The 2608-nt window shown below is 70.7% G+C and carries 3 protein-coding genes; 2 read left to right on the forward strand and 1 reads right to left on the reverse strand.

Annotated elements, in window-relative coordinates; genetic code table 11:
* Window positions 1–285 precede the first annotated feature (285 nt).
* A complete protein-coding gene (locus tag ACWDOP_RS33205; protein ID WP_456348217.1) occupies window positions 286–723 on the reverse strand; it encodes a MarR family winged helix-turn-helix transcriptional regulator in 438 nt (145 codons plus the stop codon).
* 29 nt (window positions 724–752) lie between these two features.
* On the opposite strand from ACWDOP_RS33205, the gene ACWDOP_RS33210 reads away from it, so the two are divergent.
* Window positions 753–1286 (forward strand): cupin domain-containing protein, encoded by a 534-nt coding sequence (locus tag ACWDOP_RS33210; RefSeq protein WP_454206664.1) that lies wholly within the window; start codon window positions 753–755, stop codon window positions 1284–1286.
* 126 nt (window positions 1287–1412) lie between these two features.
* Window positions 1413–2513 (forward strand): branched-chain amino acid aminotransferase, encoded by a 1101-nt coding sequence (locus ACWDOP_RS33215; protein WP_454206666.1) that lies wholly within the window; start codon window positions 1413–1415, stop codon window positions 2511–2513.
* Window positions 2514–2608: the final 95 nt, after the last annotated feature.

Below are 2608 nucleotides of genomic sequence, written 5' to 3' on the forward strand. Positions count from 1 at the left end.
AAGCCCGCAAGTCCAGCCCCGAGCCGCAGCCCCAGTCCCCAGCTCCAGCCCGGCCCCAGCTCTAGTCCCCACCTCCAGCCCTGGCCCTGGCTCCAGCCCCGGACGGCTGTGTGCGAGGGATTCCGTCCCAGTCCCAGCCGCAGTCCCACCTCCAGCGCTGGCCGCAGCCGTGGCTTCAGCCCGGGTCGCTCAGCTCTCTGCACTCGAGCTTGGGTTCCGGAATGATCTGCGGGCATAGGCCACTCGGGGCCGGAGTTGGGCGACGGCGTCGGAAGCTGTAGGTGCTCAGAGGTTCTCGTGTCCTCGGAGCGACCCCAGGGAGCGGGCGAGAAGTGACCGCAGCTCCCGCAAGCCCTCCTCGCCGAGGTCGGCGCTCAGGCGCCGCTCGATCGCGGTGATCCGCTGGCCCGCGAGAGCCAGTGCGGCGCGGCCGGACTCGGTGGCGACCACCACCCGCGCGCGGCGGTCGGCGGGGTCGACGGTGCGTTCGACGTAGCCGCAGCGTTCCAGGTGGGTGACCAGCTCGCCCATGGACTGCTGGGTCATGCCCGCGGACTCGGCGAGGGCGGTCACGCGTGAGCCTTCGGGGGACAGGTGACGAAAGACGGCGTAGTGGGCGGGGCGCAGGGTCTCGTCCAGCTCCGCGCGGAGATCGCGGTTCAGGTCCTGTTCGAAAGCCTGGGTCAGTTGGGTCAGGAGCTTGAGCAGGGTGGGTGTTGACACGATACGAAGGTTACCTTTATATCTTGAACATGGACAACCAGACCCTCACCTTCCGCAACGGGCACGCCGTGACCTTCGTCGAGGAGGGAGCGGACGACCGGGGCCCGTTCCTGCGACTCGAACACCGGCTGCCCACGCCGGGGCGGCAGGCGGGACCGCACTGGCACCCGGTGCTGGCCGAGCGCTGGACCGTGCGATCGGGCCGGTTGCGGTTCCGGATCGACGGGGTGGAACAGCATGTGGGCGAGGGTGATTCGCTCGCGGCCGGCGCCGGGACGGTGCACGAGTTCTGGAGCGAGACACCCGGCGTGGTCATCGATCACGAGATCCGGCCGCCGCTGCGGCACTGGGAGATGTTCCGGCTGTGGCAGGCGCTCGACGCGGCAGGGCGCACCACGCGCTCGGGCGTGCCGCGCAATCCGCTGGCCCTGGCCCTGCTGTGGGAGTACCAGGACGGGTATCTGGCCGGGATCCCGGCGAGCGTGCAGCGGGTGGTGCTGGGCGGGCTCGCGCGGGCGGCGCGCCGCCTCGGCTACGAGCGCAGGTGGCTGCCGAGCCGATGATCGTCCGTGTGGGCGGCATTCCGCCCGGTCGGGATCACCTGCCGCGTCCGCGAGATCCGGCAAACGAGACACGGCGCGGGTGGACCGGCTCCCCGTTCCGGACGGCGGCGATTTAGACTCCACGTCATGACAGTTGCCGCGCCGTTCACCCGCATCTCGCATCCCGCCCCGACACCGGCGGAGCGACGGCAGGAGATTCTCGCGGCCCCCGGATTCGGGCGGTTCTTCACCGACCACATGGTCTCCCTCGACTACCGCGACGGTGAGTGGACCAACGGCAAGGTCGAGCCCTACGGGCCGCTGTCGATGGACCCGGCGACCATGGTGTTCCACTACGGTCAGGCCATCTTCGAAGGGCTCAAGGCGTACCGGCAGGCCGACGGCAGCATCGCGACCTTCCGGGTCGACGCCAACGCCGCGCGCTTCCAGCGGTCCGCGGCGCGCATGGCGATGGCCGAGCTGCCGACGGAGCTGTTCATCGAGTCGGTCCGCCAGCTGCTCGAGGTCGACGCCGACTGGGTGCCGCCGGCCGGTGGCGAGGAATCGCTGTACCTGCGGCCGTTCATGTTCGCGACCGAGGCCGGGCTGGGCGTCAAGCCCGCGTCCGCGTACAAGTACCTGCTCCTCGGCTCGCCCGCCGGCGCCTACTTCCCGCGCGGCGTGAAGCCGGTGCGGGTGTGGCTCTCGACCGAGTTCGTGCGCGCGGCTCCCGGCGGCACCGGTGAGGCGAAGGTCGCGGGCAACTACGCGTCCTCGCTGCTGGCACAGAAGCAGGCCACCGAACAGGGCTGCGACCAGGTCGTGTGGCTCGACGCGGTCGAGCGCAAGAACGTCGAGGAGATGGGCACCAACAACCTGTTCTTCGTCTATGGCACCGGCTCCGAGGCCCGCCTGGTCACCCCGTCGCTGTCCGGTTCGCTGCTGCCCGGCATCACCCGCGACTCGCTGCTGACCCTGGCCGCCGACGCCGGCTACCCGGTCGAGGAGCGCACGATCTCCATCGACGAATGGCGCAAGGGCGCGGAGTCCGGCGAGATCTCCGAGGTCTTCGCCTGCGGCACCGCCGCGGTCATCACCCCGGTCGGCTGGGTCAAGGACGCCGACGGCGAGTTCACCATCGGCGGCGGCGAGCCGGGCGAGGTGACGATGGCCCTGCGCGACACCCTCACCGGGATTCAGCGCGGCACGTTCGCCGATGCCCACGGCTGGATGCGCACCCTGGCCTGACATTCGCGGCGTCCGCGGGCGGATTGTCACCCCAGATCCAGTCGATGAGCGTCGCCTTCGGGACCGCGTGACCCGCCTCGAGCGCGAGGGCGATC

Source organism: Nocardia sp. NPDC003693 (genome assembly GCF_053981095.1).